Genomic DNA, 15190 nt, shown 5'->3' on the forward strand with positions numbered 1-15190 from the left:
GGCCCCTCAGGTCACGGCGCCGGTGGTGGTGGAGAACGGCCGCCAGGCGCCGGAGTCGAGGATCTCGGCAATGGCATCGAGGGCCAGGTCCAGCTCATCATCCCGCGAGTAGAAGTGAGGGGAGAGGCGGATCCCGGCTCCGGGCCGATAGTCGCAGAGGATCTCCCGGGCCTTCAGGGCTCGGGAGACGGCCAGGCCCTCCGGCACGTCGAGGGCCACGGTCCCCGCGCGTCGGCCTGGATCGCGGGGGGTCGTCGATCGGAAGCCGCGGGCGTCGGCCAGCCGGAGCAAGCGGTCGGTCTGGCGGATCGACTTGGAGCGGATCGCCTCGATGCCGGCCTCCTGGATGATCTCCAGGCCCGGCCTTGCGGCGTAGAGGGCGGGGATGCTTGGGGTGCCGTTGAGGAACCGCCAGGCGTCGGCCCGGCGCTCGAGCGTCGGTTCGAACGCAAACGGACGAACGTGCGACATCCAGCCGGTCAGGCGAGGGGTGAGGTCCTCCCGGATCTCGGGACGGACCCAGAGGAACGCAGTCCCCGGACCCCCGCAGAGCCACTTGAGGCAGCCTCCGAGATAGACATCGACCCCGAGCTCTCGGACATCGACCGGGATCGATCCGACCGACTGGTAGCCGTCGATGATCGTGATCGCGCCGACCTGCCTGGCCCGATCGGCGATGCTGGCCACGTCGTGGATGTACGAGCTCTTGAACAGGACGTGTGAGAGGTTGACGAAGGCGGTCCGCTCGTCGATGGCCTCGATGACGCGGGTGGTGTCGATGGTGATGCCGTCGTCGGTCGGGATGTCGATGACCTCGGCCCCGAGGCTCCGCTGCTCCTCGATCAGGTAGCGGATAGAGGGGAAGTGCATGGCGTCGGTGACGATCCGCGGGCGGAAGCCCCGGAAGTCGAAGCAGCTAAAGATGACGGCGTGAGTCAGCGTGACGCTCGGCTGGAAGACTACCTCACCCGGCCCGGCTCCGATCAGGGGGGCGACCAGATCGCCGGTCGAGGCGGCCAGGTCCCACCAGGTTTCCTCCCAGGCTCGGACCCCTCGGGAGGCCCAGGTGGCGTAGTACTCGTGGAGGCACTCATCCACAGCGCTGGGCACGGCGCCGAGGGAGTTGCTGATGAGGTAGGTCGTCGTCCCCAGGATCGGGAAGCGGTCGCGGAAGCTCAGGAGTGAGTCGGTCGGGCTAGCGGGGCTCATGAGGGAAGGGTCCTCAGGATGGCTCGGACGGGGCTGGCGTCGAACCCGACGAGTCGAAGCGGCAGGGCGATCAGCTCATATCGGCCTTCGGGCACGTCGGCAAGGACCAGCCCTTCGAGGATCGTCATGCCAAGGTCGAGGAACCGGTGATGGGCGGGGAGATCCTTCGACGAGAAGGGATCGACGCTCGGGGTATCGAGTCCGACGAGCCGGACGCCTAGATCGTGTAGCCAGGCGACGAGGTCGGGGTCGAGGGCGTTGAAGTCTTCGCGGAACAGCTCGGGGTCGGGGAACGAGTCGGTGGCGATGAGGAGGCGGGGGGCGTCGATCGTGGTCCCTCGAAGGTGATCGACGCGGACCAACGCTCCCGGCTCAACCGCCACGCGGATGACCTGACAGGTGCCGATGAATCGGTCGATCGGCCAGGAATCGACTCCGGCCGAGCCCCGGCCGTAGTGGTTCGGGCCGTCCACGTGGGAGCCGAGGTGAACGGTCGCGTGCAGGGTCGAGAGGGTGAGGTTGTCCCCCCGGTTGAGGTCAAGCAGCACCTCCCGGCGGGGCGGGGTGTCGCCTGGCCAGACCTTGAGACGGTCGGAGATGGGAGGGGAGAGGTCGAAGATCATGCGAAGAAGCCTCCGATCCCTCGGACCTCGTCGAGGCTCTTGCGGAGGGTCTGGACCGAGTGGACGAAGGCGTCTCGCTCGGCAGGGGTCAGCGGGAGGTCGATGACGTGCTCGGCCCCTCCTCGGCCGACGACGCTGGGCAGGCTGCTCGACATCGGGCCGGAAAGCCCTTCGAGGTTGGTCAGAGGGGAGCAGACGGTCAGGACGGTCTTCTGATCGCGGAGGATCGCCTCGACGATGCCGACCAGGGCCAGGCCGATGGCGTAGTAGGTGGCCTGCTTACGCTGGATGATCTCGTAGGCGGCGGTGCGGGTCTGCTCGGCGATCCGATCGCGGTCGGCCAGGTCCTTGGAGCGGCCTTGAGCCCCGACGAAGGTTTCGAGGCCGACGCCGCCGATCGACGCGAGGCTCCAGACGGGAACCTGGGTGTCGCCGTGCTCGCCGATGATGTAGGCGTGGACGCTCCGGGGGTTGACGCGGAAGTGCTCGCCCAGCAGGAAGCGGAAGCGGGCCGTGTCAAGCACGGTGCCGGAGCCGAGCACCCGGCCTTGCGGCAATCCGGCTTTCTCAGCGGCGATCTGGGTCAGAACGTCCACGGGGTTGGTGGCGATCAACTGGATGGCGCTGGGAGAGGCGGCGACGATCTTCGGCACGATGTCCTCAATGACGGCGGCGTTCTTGGCCAGCAGGTCGAGCCGGGTTTCACCGGGGCGCTGGTTGCGGCCGGCGGTGATGACAACGACCTCGGCATCGGCCAGGTCGTCGTAGGTTCCGGCCCGAACGCGCATGGGAGAGACGAAGGGGAGGCCGTGGTTCAGGTCCATTGCCTCCCCCTCGGCCCGGCGGTGGTCGAGGTCGATCATGACCAGCTCGGAGGCTACCCGGCGCTGCATGAGGGCGTAGGCAAAGGAGCTGCCGACCATGCCCGTGCCAACCAGGCCGACCTTGCCGCCGCGTGCTTCACCGATCATTTGTCGGCCTCCTCAACCAGAACGTGTCGTGCGTGGATCAAGGGTCTTCGACTAGCGTATCGGATCGACCAGGCTTCGGCGACCGATCGGGGCGGGGTTGGTTCGGATCGGCTCAAGCTCGGGTGGGCAACCGAGCCGAAGGATGGTAGAGACGGACCCACGGCCGGAGTGCGCCCAGAGCAATCCGGCCTCCCCCCAAATGGATGGAGCGTGGAGATCCGACCGATGGACCGGCGACAGGCGATCAAAGCAGCGGGCCTCTTGATGGCACAGGCGTCGATCGGGGCTTCGGTGGCGAAGGGCCAGGACTTCGGGGCCCTGCTCGAAGACTTCGGCAAGGAGCTGCTCCGTCAGCAATTGAGCCCCGAGAACATCCAGCGGACACTCAAGCCTCACCTGACAGGAGAGACGTTCCCGATCCGGACGGTTGACGGCTGGACGCTGGTTGCTCATCGCTTCCGGCCGAGTACCGGGGTCAGGCCGGGCACGATGCCGGTCATCCTCTGCCACGGCCTGAGCTACAACGCCCAGTTCTGGGACATCAGCCCCGAGGTCAGCTTCCCCCAGTACCTGGCCGAACGAGGATGGGACGTCTGGGTGGTAAACCTGCGAGGGTCGGGCCTCAGCTCGAAGTGGGTGGCGAAGATCGACGCCGCGCCGACGATGGTGGTGGGCGGCCTGATCCGAAGGGCCACCAACAACCGGATGGCCCCGACCGGCTACGCAACGCTCGACCCGAAGTTCGCCCGGTGGAACCTGGACGACCACATCAACTACGACCTCCCGGCCCTGGTGCATCTGGTCCGATCGCACACGAGGGCGCCCGAGGTGGCCTGGGTCGGCCACTCGATGGGAGGGATCATCGGCCTTTGCCATCTGGCCCGGTATCAGAACCCGGGGATCGGCCGCCTGGTCACGGTCGGGAGCCAGGTGACGATGCCGAACGGGCAGCTCGCGACCCAGTTCCTCATGGAGTTGATGACGCTCCGTCAGGGGCAGATCGCCGGGGAGATCCTGCCCGAAGAGTTGATCATCGACTCGAAGACGAGCATCGACAACATGTTCTTCAATAACAGCCATGTGGACCCCAGGGTGTATCGGGCCTTGACGCACGACGGGATCGACGTGCCCTCGATCGGACTCTTGCAGCAATACCTCACGTTGGCGGCCCGGAAAGAACTGCTCGACGCAGGGAAGACCTTCAGCTACGCCGCCATGCTGCCGAACGTCCAGGCGCCGATCCTGGTCGCCTGCGGGGCGGCCGATCAACTGGCCCCTCCAACCGTGCAGCAGACGATTTATGAGCGGGTCGGGTCGACCGATAAGACCTTGATGTACTTCGGTCGCGCCCAGGGCTTCGCCGCCGATTCAGGGCACTCCGACGCCCTTGTCGGGCGGACGAGCCGGCAGCAGGTTTACCCGACCATCGAGCAATGGCTCCTCGGGGCCCGATAGCCACACGCCTTGGGGGTCGCCATGCGGAAGGAGCCCCCCTTTGCTCCGTCCGGGTGTGGTCTGGGTGTTGAGTGCGTGTTCATCCCGATCGTCAATCGGATGGAGACCCGAGTTCGCGCTTGGAGTCCGAGCCTGCCTGGCCGGACTGACGATCGAGGACCCGGGTCCCCATTCCAAACCGATTGGCGGATCGTGTCGCTCCGTCGGCACGTCAAGAGAGGGATGAGGGTCGATCTCAATGAGTCATCGTCTGGTCGTCCGAGGGTTGGTGGGGCTGGTGGTTGTCTGGGGGGGGCTCGCGGTCGGGAACACGGCGAGGGCCGGCCTGATCGTTAATCTCGACTTCAGCAAGGGGGATAACCTTTCGACCATCGCCGCACAGGGGCTGACGTTTCTGGCCTCGCCGAACGTGCAGGAGTCGCAATTCGCTCAGGTCGTCGATGGCAAGCTGATTCTGAACACCATGGGTTTTCCCTCCGATATCTATGCCGGGTATCAGCTTGCTCCCGCCTACGCCGCCGATCGAGACACCACGCTAGAGGTCGTCACCCGGGTGACGAACAGCACGAGCGCTTTCGGGCTCTATCTCGGGTTTGGGGGTGAGGAGGAGTACGCAGTGCTCTTCGCCAATCCTAACTCCTGGCACATGTACCAGATCGCAAGCGGGTCGGTCTCGGGTGAGGTCAAGTACACCCTTTCGACATCGGCCAACTCGAACAGTTATGTCCTGAAGATCGATGATGTTGTTGTCAACACAGGGACCCTTCCGGGTGGGGCCGCGAACAATGCTGCGCTCTATTTCGGGGACGGCACCCCGACCGGCGGGAACATGAGGGCAGAGATCACCTCGATTCGGTACTCCTCGGTCATTCCAGGGGGCGATGCCGTGGCGGTGCCCGAACCCTCGAATCTGGTGATGGCACTGACGGGCACGCTTTGCATGTCGGTCGGCTACCTGCATCGAATCCGAAGCCGTCGCCAGGCGCGCAGGAGCCTTGCGTCCTAAGACGTTTGGACTCAGTCGAGGCGAGACGATTCTCGATCCGTCCCCGAGAGAGGGGGCGGGCGACCCGGCTGGAGGTCGGAGTGTCGGGGACGGTCAAGAACGGCGTCGGGCAGTGGCGGCTTGAGCCCGTCGCGCCCGGCGGTTCGAAGGGGGTAACGGGGTGCGAAGCACCGATCGGAGGGAGCCGGCGGGCGAGGGAGCGCGGCTGGGCATGGGTTCGTTTCGCGCCGGGGAGCTTGAAGCAGTCGGGGCCGTCGAGCAAGCCGAGGCGTTGGGATCCGAGGGATTTGACGTGGGATAGACATCGGGCCGACATCGCGTGACCGAACGGTCGGGTCGAGGGCCGGGAGAGTGAGACTCGACCTCGGGAGTCGGGGCGGTCGTGGAGCGGTTGCCGAGGGACTGGAGTCGGCGCAACTCATTGATTGAACGAGTGATCTGGCGTCGAGCGTCGGCAGCATAGCGTTCGAGGAGGCGGATCGGGGCGGGGTCGGTGGCGTGCAGGCCGGCCTCGGCATCGAGGCGATGACGGGCGTCTCGGGCATCAAGGTAGGCGTCGAGGCGATCTCGGAGGGCGAGGACGGCCTGGGAGACGAGATCGAGGCCGGGAGAGGCGGTCTTGTCTTCGGGATCGAGATCCCAGGGCCCGGTGCCGTCTCGGGCGAAGGGGGAAACGCCAAGCAGGTCGAGGGCGAGGTTCCAGGTGTCTCGGGTCCAGCCCTCGTGGCGGTGGAGGGAGTCGGCCACCTCGTCCCAGCGCTCGAGAAGCCACAGGACACCATGCCTGGATTGAAGCAAGAGGAGCTGGATGCGGTCGGGGTGGCTGGCGAGGCGGTAGCCGAGCGAGGCGGCCTCGGCGGCGCGGTCGTCGTCCCAGGATTCGGAAGCGGTCGTGGCGAGTTCGGCGCGGGCGGCGACGATGCGGGCCTCGCACGCATCGAGGCGGACGGATTCGGCCACGAGGCGATCGAAGTGCCACCGTTGCGCGGGTCCGTCTGGCCGGTAGTCGGGGGACCAGAGTTGCTGACGCTCGGCGATGGTCGCTGCCATGTTTTCGGGCGGGCAGGTGCCGACGCGGGAGAGTCCGTGCGTCTGGGCGTTGCGACGCGAGGCGGCCTTGCCCGCCTCGGTCTTCGGGCCGGTGGAGCGGAGCGCGTTGAGGCGATTGGCGAGGATTTGTGACAGTGTGGCGGCCATGAGGGAGGTCCTGAAGGGTGCTGATTCAAAAGGGTGCCAAGAGAACGCGACTGCGGAGCGGACGCGCGCGTCTTCCCTGGTATGATCGAGAAATTCAGGACCTTTAATTGCGGAAATCCGGGAGAACATGGGGAGTCGGGCGCGGAAGGCCCCTGATACGCCGTGGAAGCATGAACGAGGGAGATCTGAGGCAGGCAGGTTGGAGGGATTCGGGTTCGAGATGGTTGGGAGGCTCGTACGCAGACGGGGCGACTCACGCGTCGGAGTCGCCCCGAGATGTTGCCGAAGATCAGAAGCTCAGAGCGACTGGAACCGCGCACTGGGGACGTAGAGAACTCCAGGCTCCAGCGGAGGAATCACAACCCGCTTCCCCATGACGATTGGGTGCATATCCCAGGCCCGCCAGACATAAACTTTCCGAGGGCCGGGGAGCAGTTCAAACACCGAGACCGAATCATAAGGTCCGATCCGATGGTCTTCGAAGATCGAAGGGTTGAAGTCGTGAGTCACTCTCACCCGGATCTCGAAGGGGAGTTCGTTTTGGATTCGGACGGTTGCCACGGGTTCGCTCGACGCGGCGGTCTGCGACTCGGTCATCGCGAGGAATCCGGCGACGAGGAAACTGAACAACGCGAGCCAGGCGATTGGGTGGTGGCGGAACATGGAACCATCCCCCCATCCCCCCTCTCCATTGAGGGGGAAAACAAGAAAGGCCCCACCCTCGCGCAAGATCGCAAGGAGGGGCCTTCGTGGCAAGAACAGGCTTCCCCGTCAAGAGAAAGCCATCATAGGACCATAATCCCGACCCTCAGTAGGTGTCAAGGAAAAATCGGCACGTCTGGATGTTTTTCGGGGAGAGGATCGCGCTCTGTGCGTCAGTTGCGCAGAGCTGGTCGAAATCATCCCTTCCGAGCGGATTGTCGATCGGGATGAGCGGCGGAATCGCGGAACATGTAGGCCTTGGGGATGCTCGACGCCGGGGGAGGGGCGGATCGATCGGTCAGGAAGCGGCCGAGGATGAAGTGTCGGACGGCGCGGTAGGGACGGCGAACGAGGCTATGGAGGATCAGGAGCGGCCCTTTGCGACGGGCGGAGGAGAGTTCGGCCTCGGTGAAATCCTCGGGGCGCTGGCGGCGGTGGAGCTTGCGGAGGTGGTAGCGATCGACGCGCTGAAGGTACGAGAGGATTGGGCGGCCGAGCCAGCGGGGGAACAGTTCGAGGGCGATTTGCAGGTCGATGATCGCCGGAGAACCGTCGGGGAGAACCAGGACGTTCTCGGGCTTCGAGAGGTCGTTGTGCGAGATGCCGCGCTGGTGGATGGCGTCGAGAATCTGAAAGAGGCGAGGGAAGTAGTCGGCATCGACCCGGCGGCGCTGGCCGCGAAAGTATTCGCGGAGGTTCACGCCGTCGAGGTATTCGCGGACCAGGCCGTTGCGGCCAAAGTCCTCAAGCAAGGTGGGAACCCCGTCAATCCCGGAGAGGCGGCGCAGGTAATGGCGTTCGCGGTGGGCGAGATACCGGCCGAGCAAGGTTAATGGGGGAAGCCACCACGGGTCGGTGTGGTAGATCTTCAGGAGGAGATGGGCCGGGGCCGGGGAGTTCGGATCGACGCGGCGGTAGATTCCGGTCGCGGCGTAGAAATCGAACTTGAGCGTCTTTTCGAGCGCGTAGTCTTCGGAGCCGAGGAGCGTGGCCGTCGCGGGCAGCGCGTGACCGCGGAGAGATCGGTAGCGGACCCAGTCGGCGTCTGGCATGAGTTTGGGCCTCTTCCTGGGCTCGGAAAACGTCCTTTGTATTGGGGAGAATATCGTACGCCTGGCAAAAAAGGTCCAGAGAAACTGCGCCGAGAAATCTTGACGGCAAGGGAGTTGGGGGACCGCGGGACGAGAGGAGCCTGGGGGCTCTTGAGTGACTGGAGTCCAGGGCGGGCAGGCTCGGCCATTCGCGAGCCGTTTCCGACCATCGGGCAGGTTGAGTGGGGCCGATCCAGACGGGGTTCTCCGCGAAGCGGGACGAACGGGTCGGATTGACGCTCGGGAGGTGGGCTGTTAGGGTCTGAGCACCTCTCTCAGCCCCAGGGGGCGACGATCGCCCATGAATCGCAGAGTGTTCGACGCAGGACCGTTTGATCAGTACGAGCGGCACGGCTTCGACGAGATGTTCGCCGAAGACGGGCAGCCTCGACCGCATTACGCTGCGCTCTATAACCGCCTGGCGACGCTCAGTGCCGAGGATATGGAGTCGCGGCACCACATGGCTGACCTGGTCATGAGGCGCCAGGGGATCACCTTCACGGTCTACGGCCGGGGTGAAGGGCTGGAGCAGATCATCCCGTTCGACCCGATTCCTCGGCTGATTTCGAGCGAGGAATGGGAGACGATCGAGCGAGGGCTGGAACAGCGAGTCCGGGCGCTGAATGCCTTTGTGCACGACGTGTATCACGACCGCCTGATCCTGAAAGATCGAGTGGTGCCGGCCGAGCTGGTGGTGGGGGCGTCGGGGTATCAGCGCGAGTGCGTTGGGCTCAGAGTTCCGCGAGACATTTATATTCATATCAGCGGGATCGACCTGATCCGGGATGAGCACGGCCGGTTTCTGGTGCTGGAAGACAATGCGAGGACCCCTTCGGGGGTGAGCTATGTCTTGAACAACCGGCATGTGATGAAACAGGTCTTCCCGTTTTTGTTTCAGCAATACAATGTGCGGCCGATCGACGACTACCCAGCGAACCTGCTGGCGACCCTGCGGGCGATTGACCCGAGTGGCCGAGACGATCCGACCGTCGCCGTGATGACGCCGGGGGTGTACAACTCGGCCTACTTCGAGCACAGCTTCCTGGCCCGGCAGATGGGGGTGGAACTGGTCGAGGGGCGCGACCTGTTCTTTGATGGCGGTTACGTGTACATGCGAACGACCCGAGGGCCGAGGCGGGTGGACGTGCTCTACCGTCGCGTCGATGATCGGTCACTCGACCCCCTGGCGTTTGATCGGACAAGCGTGCTGGGAGTGCCGGGGCTCTATGGTGCCTTGCGGGCGGGGAACCTGGGCCTGGCCAATGCGCTTGGGACCGGGGTGTGCGATGACAAGGCGATTTACCCGTTTGTGCCCGAGTTCGTGCGGTACTACCTGCGGGAAGAACCGATTCTGGCAAACGTTGAGACGTTTCGCCTGACCGAGCCGTCACATCGGCAGCATGTTCTCTCGAATCTGGAAAAGCTGGTGGTCAAGGCGGTGGACGGGTCGGGGGGTTACGGCATGCTGATTGGGCCTGCCTCGACGAAAGCCCAGCGCGAGGAGTTTGCCCGGAAGATCGAGGCTGATCCGAGGCGATTCATCGCGCAGCCGACGATCAGCCTGAGCCAGCATCCGACCTTCGTCGATGGACGGCTGGCAGGGCGGCACATCGACCTGCGGCCCTTTGTGCTGTTCGGCGATCAGGTTCGGGTCTTGCCCGGTGGCCTGACGCGGGTGGCCTTGCCGAAAGGGAGCCTGGTGGTGAACAGTTCGCAAGGGGGAGGGACCAAGGACACGTGGGTCTTGCGGGGGGATCCTCCGGAGAAGATCGAGGGACCTGGCGAGCTTCAAGGGGACTGATGCCATGCTCAGCCGGGTTGCCGAAAATCTGTACTGGATCAGCCGATACCTGGAGCGGGTCGAGAGTGTCGCCCGCCTGCTCGACGACAGCTTCCAACTGGAGCTGGACGCCGCCGGGTTGCATGCGGCGGCCTCGGGAGAGCGGCCGGTCGAGAGCGTGCTGTCGATTCTTGGCTGTAAGGAAGCCTTTCACAAGGCGCACCCGAACGGAGGGCGGAGCGAGGTCCTGAAGTTCCTGACCTTTGAGCGTGATCACGCCGATTCGATGCTGTCGATGATCGGCCGGGCTCGTGAGAATGCGAGGGGGACTCAGGAAACCCTCAGCGCGGAGGTCTGGGGTCAGATCAATCGGCTGTATCTCTATCTCTGCGGTCGGCAGGCTCGCAGACGATACCGGACGAGCCCCTCACGGTTTTTCGAGGGGATCAAGCGGTCGTGCATTCTCTATACGGGGCTGGTGGAATCGACCTTGCCGAGGTCGGAGGTGTATCACTTCCTTCAGTTCGGCCGCTACCTGGAACGGGTGATGCAGTTGAGCCGGATCCTGGGGGTAAAGGTCCAGGCACTTCGGCAGGTGGAACCCCTCGCGGCGGGGTCGTTGCGGGTCGTATACTCAACGAGTCTGTTGCAAAGTTGCTCGGCCTACGACGCTTATATCAGGCAGGCGCATGAGCAGATCGACCCGTTGGGGGCCGTCGGCTATTTGATGCTGGACCCGGATTTTCCGAGGTCGATGCGGTTCGGCGTGGATCGGGCATGCGTTGCGCTCCGGGCGATTTCCGGAGGAGATGAGCACGGCTTCGCGACCGAGGCGGAACGCTTGCTCGGCCGACTGGGAAGCGACTTGCGGTTCCTGGACCTGGACGAGGTGATCCATCGGGGACTGGAGCAGTTTCTGACCGAGGTGTTGTCGACCTGTCATCGGGTGGCTCACGAGGTTCATCAGACCTATTTTCTGGCCTGAGCCGATGGGCTCGGGTGGTCTGGTGAGGCAAGGGCCGGCGCCGTTCGGTTCCAAGGGTCCACGGTTTCGGATGGTTTGAAGTTCGTTGGGTACTCGGCCGGAGGTGGCTGGCGATGTTGCTGCGGATCAATCACGAGACGCGCCTGACCTACTCCGAGCCGGTGTCGGAGACGATTTTCGAGGTGCGGATGGCGCCGCAGTCGGACGAGGATCAGACGGTGCTCGGCTACCGGCTACGGATCAGTCCGAGAGGCCCGGTGACGACCTTCCGGGATGGATTCGGCAACCGGGTGGATCTGTTCAACCTGACGGCGCCGTATCGGGAGCTGGTCCTGCACGCGACCAGCTACGTGAGGACGCACCGGAGGCTGGGCGTTGCCGGGCTGGCGGGGGTGCCCTGGCTGGGGCGAGGTCCGTTGCCTCCCGAGGCGATGGAGTACCTCTTGCCGAGCCGACAGGTGGCCCACACGCCGGAGGTCGATGCCTTCGTGCGAGGCTTGCCTGAACCGCAAGGGACGTTGGCGGACGTGACCCGGATGGTGATGGAAGCCGTCGATCGTCGGATGGCCTATCAGCAAAAGGCGACAACGGCCCTGACGAGCGTGGAGGAAGCTCTACTGCTGGGTCGCGGGGTTTGCCAGGATTTCGCCCACCTTTATATTGCCGCATGTCGGGGGCTGGGTTTGCCTGCGCGTTATGTCAGCGGATATGTGCATCAGACGGGAGAGATGGCGACCCATGCCTGGTGTCAGGTCTGGGCGGGAGAGCCGTCGGGCTGGGTGGATGTGGACCCGACGCACGGCGTCTATCCGGAAGATGATCATGTGGTGACGGCGATCGGCCGTGACTATGCCGATGTGCCACCGAACCGGGGGATCTTCCGAGGACAGGCCGAGGAGTCGATCCATGTGATGGTGACGGTGGAGCCGGTCCAACGGATTCCGCCCCAGTGGCAAGAGTGGGGCACCCCCCTGCCCTTGAACGACGGGGCGAACGTGGCGACTTCGGGGGAAGGTTCGGCTCGATCGGCGCCTCGACGAGGCAAAACGCTCGGGCTCGGACATCGGCCCGATATGCCGCCGGGGCTCCGTCAGCAGCAAGGTCAGCAGCAACAGCAGTCGCAGTCACTCGAAGCGTGATTGAACCGAACGAAGCGAAGTGAGGAGCAGCCATCGTGCCGAGCCGACGTGCCGAGATCACCCGAACGACCAAGGAAACCGACATTCGCCTGGGCCTGGATCTGGATGGAACAGGGCAGGCGACGATCGAGACGGAGATCGGCTTTCTCGACCACATGCTCGACGGGTTTGCCCGGCACGGGGTGTGTGACCTGTCGGTTCAGTGCAAGGGGGATCTTCACGTCGACGATCACCATTCGACCGAGGACGTGGGGATCTGTCTGGGCATGGCCATCGACCAGGCACTCGGCAATCGGGCGGGAATTCGCCGTTATGGTCATGCCATCCTGCCGATGGATGAGGCGCTGGTGCTTTGTGCGATCGACCTGGGAGGCCGGCCGTTTTTCGCCTGGGAGGCGACCATGCCGACTCCGAAGGTCGGGACGTTCGACACGGAGTTGGTGCCGGAGTTCTGGCGATCGGTGGCGACTCTGGGACGGATGAATCTGCACGTGAAGGTGCTCGCGGGATCGAATACCCATCACGTGATTGAGGCGATTTTCAAGGGACTCGCCCGGGCGCTGCGCGATGCGTGGGAACCCGACCCGAGATGCGGGGGAGTCCCCTCGACGAAGGGAAGTCTCTGATTCGCAGGCAGACTTGGCCGGGAGCGTGTTCGGCGCCGCCCGGCCTGGCTCAGGAGAGTTGCTTGACGATGATCCGGGAGCCTTGAACGTCGACGACCTGAATCAGGCTGTCCTGCTCGATGAAGTTGCGCTCGGCGGTGACCTCGGCGATGATCTCGCCGAAGCGGGCGCGTCCGCTGGGGCGAAGGACCGTCGTGGTGCGGCCGGTTTCCCCGAGCAGGTAGGCGAAGGGAGATTCGGGTTCGAAGATGTCCTTCTCGACTTCGGTCGAGGAGAAGCTGAACGGGTCGGACTTGAGGATGAGCTTGTCGAAGAGCGGCAGTGACGGGAAGAAACGTCCCAGCAGCACCGCACCGACCACGACGGCCGCGATGGAGAGCATCAGCAAGATCAAGGTCCGGCTGAGCTGGCGATACTGGTAGTCTTCGGTCGGGATGATGAAGCTGTGGCTGGCCATGACCACGCTGAACAGGATGAGGAAGACGCCACTCATCCCGAAGACGCCGAACCCGGGGAAGACGAACAGTTCGAGGGCCAGGCAGAGAAGCCCGACCATGAACAGGATGATCTCCAGACCGTCGGCGGTTCCTCCGAGGTATCGACTCCAGAAGAAAAGCAAGAACGCGAGAGAGGCGGTGATCGCCGGAAGGCCGATACCGGGGAGCTTCATCTCGACGACGAGCATGAAGAAACCGACAAAGAGCAAGAGGCCGCTCATGAACGGCGTGTTGAGCACGCCGACCAGAGAATCGACCCATGAGGGCCCCCTGAGCCGAACGAGATCTTCTCCCAGGCCATAGAGGGCCGAGAATTCCTCGTCGCTGGCCAGAACCGTGCGGGCGAGTTCAAATTTCTGGGCATTCGCGGCGGTAATGGTCAACAGCTCGTCGCCGAGGACCAGGGTGCCTTGCTCGATGTAACGGTCGGGATCGGCTTGAATCGTCTCGCGATCGACCAGGGTGACGGCGGCGGTCTGGGTGTCGATGGCCTCGATCACCTCAACATCGGGTCGAACCAGCGCGCGGGCGACGGCCGTCGGATAGCCTTTCTGGTCGGCAAGGGCCGCGAGGCGATCGGCCAGGACCTCGCGATCACGGTCATCGAGGGGCTCGACCTTGCCACCGCCGGTCACCGTGGCGTCGATCTTGCCGAGCTTACCGTCGTCGTGAAAAACGATCTCGTCGCAGGCGAGGGCGAGGAGGGACCCGACACCGAGGGCTCGATCGCGCACATAGGCAACGGTTTTGATGGTTTCGAGCCGGAGAATGCGTTGAGCAAGGTCATCGGCGGGTTGGATCTGACCGCCCGGCGTGTCGAGCTGGATAATGAGCAGGTTTGCTCCGGATTTTTCCGCGCGGGCAATCTGTCGGCTGATGAAGGCTTCCTGAACGGAGTCGATGGGCCGGGCCACCTGAATCCAGACGGGTTTGAGCTGATCAGCACCGAGGGCGGTCGAATCGGTCACACGATCGAGGTCGTAAATTCGGGCCACCTGACCTCGATCGGTGGCGAAGCTTCGAACAAGGCCCTCGCTTCGGGCGGCTTCGGCGGCGAGTTGACCGCGAGCGCCCGCTTGCCAGACGGGCTCGGTGGATAGCACGGCGTTTTCGGTTTCGAACTGGGGGAGCCGAGAGCGAAGGACGTAATCGGTGCGGCCGTCGGCCGTGCGCACCCGGAGCAGTTCGTTGGAGGGGTCGAGCATGCCGACAATCAGGTCGGCAGGGCGGCCCTTGGTGTTTGCGAGGGCTTCGGCAAAACCGAACAGGCCCGGGTTGACCTCCTCGCCTGCGGGGGTAATGGGCCCGAGGGAGGCAGACGGGCCAAGGACGATCTCGTCGCAGGCCAGAGCGATGAACAGCGCGTAACCCGAGAGGGGCTCGGGAACGTAGGCCACCGTCTTCTCGGCGCGTGAGAGCTTCAGGGAGATGAAGTCGGCCACCTGAATACAGATGCCGTAATCACTGGTGCCGGGACGAATCTCGAAGACGAGGATCGGTTCCTCGCCGCGAGTGGAGGACGCGCGGACCACGGTCTCGACGGCGCTCTTGAGGCGATCGGCTCGAGCGGTGTCGATCGGTTGTTCGACGAGAAAGAAATGCCCCGGCGTCTCGTCTCCCTCGACCGCCTGGCCCGATGCGGCCGACGCCAAAGCCAGGACACCAGCGACCATTGCGATCGGCAGGGTCATTGCGGAAGACCACGACCGACCAGGCGAGACAACTCTCATTGACGCCGGACTCCCCCGATGCTCAGGCTCCATCGACTCATCCGGGCAAACCGACCCTGCCCGGGGTGAAGGTCAAGAAGTGCAGGGCGGCGATCGAGTCGAGCGAGCGATTCACGGGTCACTCGCCCAGGCAAAGACGATCCATCATGACGACGCCTTTGGGAAATTCCAGGGCGTCG

The 15190-nt window shown here is 64.4% G+C and carries 13 protein-coding genes; 6 read left to right on the top strand and 7 right to left on the bottom strand.

Annotated elements, in window-relative coordinates; all coding sequences use genetic code 11:
* Window positions 1-6: 6 nt before the first annotated feature.
* The 3 genes from GA615_RS06540 to GA615_RS06550 are packed head-to-tail and all read right to left on the bottom strand — an operon-like array spanning window position 7 to window position 2803.
* Window positions 7-1209 carry an aminotransferase class V-fold PLP-dependent enzyme gene (locus GA615_RS06540; protein ID WP_152050478.1) on the bottom strand — a complete coding sequence of 401 codons (1203 nt, stop codon included), beginning with the start codon at window positions 1207-1209 and terminating at the stop codon, window positions 7-9.
* Entirely contained in the window at window positions 1206-1832 is a 627-nt protein-coding gene (locus GA615_RS06545) for a cyclase family protein (RefSeq protein ID WP_152050479.1), read from the bottom strand. Before GA615_RS06545 ends, GA615_RS06540 begins: the two co-directional genes overlap by 4 nt.
* On the bottom strand, window positions 1829-2803 hold the full coding sequence (locus GA615_RS06550; RefSeq protein WP_152050480.1) for an L-lactate dehydrogenase: 975 nt from the start codon (window positions 2801-2803) through the stop codon (window positions 1829-1831). The genes GA615_RS06545 and GA615_RS06550 overlap by 4 nt, the downstream gene beginning before the upstream one ends.
* 225 nt (window positions 2804-3028) lie before the next feature.
* Here GA615_RS06550 and GA615_RS06555 point away from each other — a divergent pair, with 225 nt between their 5' ends.
* Window positions 3029-4258, top strand: a complete 1230-nt coding sequence (locus GA615_RS06555) for an alpha/beta hydrolase (protein ID WP_152050481.1) — start codon at window positions 3029-3031, stop codon at window positions 4256-4258.
* Between the two features lie 238 nt (window positions 4259-4496).
* Window positions 4497-5264 carry a hypothetical protein gene (locus GA615_RS06560; protein WP_152050482.1) on the top strand — a complete coding sequence of 256 codons (768 nt, stop codon included), beginning with the start codon at window positions 4497-4499 and terminating at the stop codon, window positions 5262-5264.
* A gap of 93 nt (window positions 5265-5357) precedes the next feature.
* On the opposite strand, the gene GA615_RS06565 is transcribed toward GA615_RS06560, so the two are convergent.
* From GA615_RS06565 to GA615_RS06575, 3 genes are all read right to left on the bottom strand, one after another.
* Window positions 5358-6461, bottom strand: a complete 1104-nt coding sequence (locus GA615_RS06565) for a hypothetical protein (protein ID WP_152050483.1) — start codon at window positions 6459-6461, stop codon at window positions 5358-5360.
* Window positions 6462-6758: 297 nt separating this feature from the next.
* Window positions 6759-7124 (bottom strand): hypothetical protein, encoded by a 366-nt coding sequence (locus GA615_RS06570; protein ID WP_152050484.1) that lies wholly within the window; start codon window positions 7122-7124, stop codon window positions 6759-6761.
* Between the two features lie 236 nt (window positions 7125-7360).
* Window positions 7361-8215, bottom strand: a complete 855-nt coding sequence (locus GA615_RS06575; protein WP_152050485.1) for a hypothetical protein — start codon at window positions 8213-8215, stop codon at window positions 7361-7363.
* A 340-nt stretch (window positions 8216-8555) separates the two neighbouring features.
* Here GA615_RS06575 and GA615_RS06580 point away from each other — a divergent pair, with 340 nt between their 5' ends.
* The 4 genes from GA615_RS06580 to hisB all read left to right on the top strand — a co-directional run bounded on the left by GA615_RS06580 (window position 8556) and on the right by hisB (window position 12784).
* Window positions 8556-10055, top strand: coding sequence for a circularly permuted type 2 ATP-grasp protein (locus tag GA615_RS06580; RefSeq protein WP_152050486.1), 1500 nt, complete (start codon window positions 8556-8558; stop codon window positions 10053-10055).
* A gap of 4 nt (window positions 10056-10059) precedes the next feature.
* A complete protein-coding gene (locus GA615_RS06585) occupies window positions 10060-11019 on the top strand; it encodes an alpha-E domain-containing protein (RefSeq protein ID WP_152050487.1) in 960 nt (319 codons plus the stop codon).
* A gap of 113 nt (window positions 11020-11132) precedes the next feature.
* Entirely contained in the window at window positions 11133-12158 is a 1026-nt protein-coding gene (locus GA615_RS06590; RefSeq protein ID WP_152050488.1) for a transglutaminase family protein, read from the top strand.
* A gap of 35 nt (window positions 12159-12193) precedes the next feature.
* A complete protein-coding gene (gene hisB / locus GA615_RS06595) occupies window positions 12194-12784 on the top strand; it encodes an imidazoleglycerol-phosphate dehydratase HisB (protein WP_235905155.1) in 591 nt (196 codons plus the stop codon).
* Between the two features lie 49 nt (window positions 12785-12833).
* Here hisB and GA615_RS06600 read toward each other — a convergent pair whose 3' ends face one another.
* Window positions 12834-15011, bottom strand: coding sequence for an NfeD family protein (locus tag GA615_RS06600; RefSeq protein WP_161602203.1), 2178 nt, complete (start codon window positions 15009-15011; stop codon window positions 12834-12836).
* Window positions 15012-15190: the final 179 nt, after the last annotated feature.

The sequence above is a fragment of the Tautonia marina genome (genome assembly GCF_009177065.1).
GTDB classification, from domain to species: domain Bacteria; phylum Planctomycetota; class Planctomycetia; order Isosphaerales; family Isosphaeraceae; genus Tautonia; species Tautonia marina.

Bases quoted from the DNA above. Each gene is read 5' to 3' on its own strand.
- GA615_RS06540 (WP_152050478.1), bottom strand. From the start codon at position 1,209: ATGAGCCCCGCTAGCCCGACCGACTCACTCCTGAGCTTCCGCGACCGC.
- GA615_RS06545 (WP_152050479.1), bottom strand. From the start codon at position 1,832: ATGATCTTCGACCTCTCCCCTCCCATCTCCGACCGTCTCAAGGTCTGG.
- GA615_RS06550 (WP_152050480.1), bottom strand. From the start codon at position 2,803: ATGATCGGTGAAGCACGCGGCGGCAAGGTCGGCCTGGTTGGCACGGGC.
- GA615_RS06555 (WP_152050481.1), top strand. From the start codon at position 3,029: ATGGACCGGCGACAGGCGATCAAAGCAGCGGGCCTCTTGATGGCACAG.
- GA615_RS06560 (WP_152050482.1), top strand. From the start codon at position 4,497: ATGAGTCATCGTCTGGTCGTCCGAGGGTTGGTGGGGCTGGTGGTTGTC.
- GA615_RS06565 (WP_152050483.1), bottom strand. From the start codon at position 6,461: ATGGCCGCCACACTGTCACAAATCCTCGCCAATCGCCTCAACGCGCTC.
- GA615_RS06570 (WP_152050484.1), bottom strand. From the start codon at position 7,124: ATGTTCCGCCACCACCCAATCGCCTGGCTCGCGTTGTTCAGTTTCCTC.
- GA615_RS06575 (WP_152050485.1), bottom strand. From the start codon at position 8,215: ATGCCAGACGCCGACTGGGTCCGCTACCGATCTCTCCGCGGTCACGCG.
- GA615_RS06580 (WP_152050486.1), top strand. From the start codon at position 8,556: ATGAATCGCAGAGTGTTCGACGCAGGACCGTTTGATCAGTACGAGCGG.
- GA615_RS06585 (WP_152050487.1), top strand. From the start codon at position 10,060: ATGCTCAGCCGGGTTGCCGAAAATCTGTACTGGATCAGCCGATACCTG.
- GA615_RS06590 (WP_152050488.1), top strand. From the start codon at position 11,133: ATGTTGCTGCGGATCAATCACGAGACGCGCCTGACCTACTCCGAGCCG.
- GA615_RS06600 (WP_161602203.1), bottom strand. From the start codon at position 15,011: ATGAGAGTTGTCTCGCCTGGTCGGTCGTGGTCTTCCGCAATGACCCTG.